Origin of the sequence: Methylosinus sp. KRF6 (genome assembly GCF_018887255.1) — a bacterium.
In the GTDB taxonomy this organism is placed as follows: domain Bacteria; phylum Pseudomonadota; class Alphaproteobacteria; order Rhizobiales; family Beijerinckiaceae; genus Methylosinus; species Methylosinus sporium.
In genome coordinates, this window is record NZ_JAHLJF010000043.1 from 1 (window position 1) to 1,327 (window position 1,327).

General features: G+C 55.0%; 1 protein-coding gene. It reads left to right on the plus strand.

All coding sequences use genetic code 11. From position 1 onward, the window contains the following. The first annotated feature begins 148 nt into the window (after positions 1 to 148). On the plus strand, positions 149 to 772 hold the full coding sequence (locus KP010_RS22435) for a hypothetical protein (RefSeq protein WP_216281936.1): 624 nt from the start codon (positions 149 to 151) through the stop codon (positions 770 to 772). The last annotated feature ends 555 nt before the right edge of the window (positions 773 to 1,327 follow it).

Sequence of the window (1,327 nt, forward strand, 5' to 3'; positions counted from 1 at the left end):
CCGCTACCACTTCCACGCCATGCGCCGCCAGAATGGCGCCGGGTGAACGCTTACGCTTCTTGTGGGTCTATTTGATTACCAAGGAAGCTCAGCGCATGGGGTTCATTGCGCTGGCCGGCCACGATAACTCTAGTGGATATCATGCGCCATGAAGTTCGAAGATCTTCTTACGCCCAAACCTTATAGATGGCCTAAGAAAGGAGATCTGCCGTTTCGGAAAGCGATGACGGTTGAAGCTGCTGGAAATTTGGCGGCGGACGGTCCATCCCGCACGGTTTTTATTATGGAAGGATTTATGCAGGCAGGAAAAGCCATCGCTGACCTAATATTGGACAAGAGAGCTTCACGATTCGAGATGGTATATCCGATGTTATTCTGTTACCGTCATGCTGTGGAGACTGGACTGAAGTGGCTAATTATACAGTATGGTCCGCACGTTGGTGTGACACCGCCAGATTTAAATGACACCCATAATCTGTTAGAGCTATGGCGCCACTTCGCTAAGATCAATAAAGCCTGCGGGGCAGAAATGCATGATGAGGAGCTACTGGCCGTTGGTAAGATCATAAAACAGTTTCATGACTGGGATCGGCACGGGGTGGCATTTCGGTATGCCACCAACAAGCGTGGCACCGTAATTAGCTTACTACACTCGGACGTCGATATAGAAAATCTGAAGGACGTAATGAATGGTGTTTCCAATTTTTTAAACGGATCCGATGGTTGGCTTGCCAGTGTCGTCAATGCTCAAAGATCGGTGGCTCGTTCGTAGTGCAGCGGGATTCCTCGCCCCCTGACCTTTGGAGAGCCCCGAAACGAACCTAAGAAACCCGAGCGTGCCCGCTCGGGATGCCTTCCCCGTTCCTCCCTGACCTTCGGAGCCGCCCCTCACGGAGGCGTATGGCGCGGGCGCGCGCAGCCCGCAAGGAGGGTCCGCACACGCGTAGCGTGTGTGGATGCCTTGCGGGCGAGCACGACCGTGCCAAAACGACCGGAGTGGGGGGCGGCTCCGAAGGTCAGGGGCCGGAGACAGAACTCTTTATTGGATATCAGGGTGTTGGCTTGGCGAACGAGCCAAATTCTCGGCGAGGTCCGTAGTCGGTACGGGGTACCGGTCGAGCGTTGCGTGCGGAGGCCCAGATTTCATGGCCATCTACATACATGGTACCCCGGTCGGTATAAAATCTCGCTCTATCCTGCTGAGCTACCGGGACCGCGACACGGACATGTACTAGAGCGGGCGGCTTTTGAAAAGCCGGCGCAAGGGACGGGCAGGGCTCCGAATTCGGGTTAACGGCGGTTAACAGATCGGCTCAGGCATGATTCC

What these genes read in the sequence shown, in the direction of transcription:
- KP010_RS22435 (WP_216281936.1), top strand. Translation starts at nt 149, where the DNA reads ATGAAGTTCGAAGATCTTCTTACGCCCAAACCTTATAGATGGCCTAAG.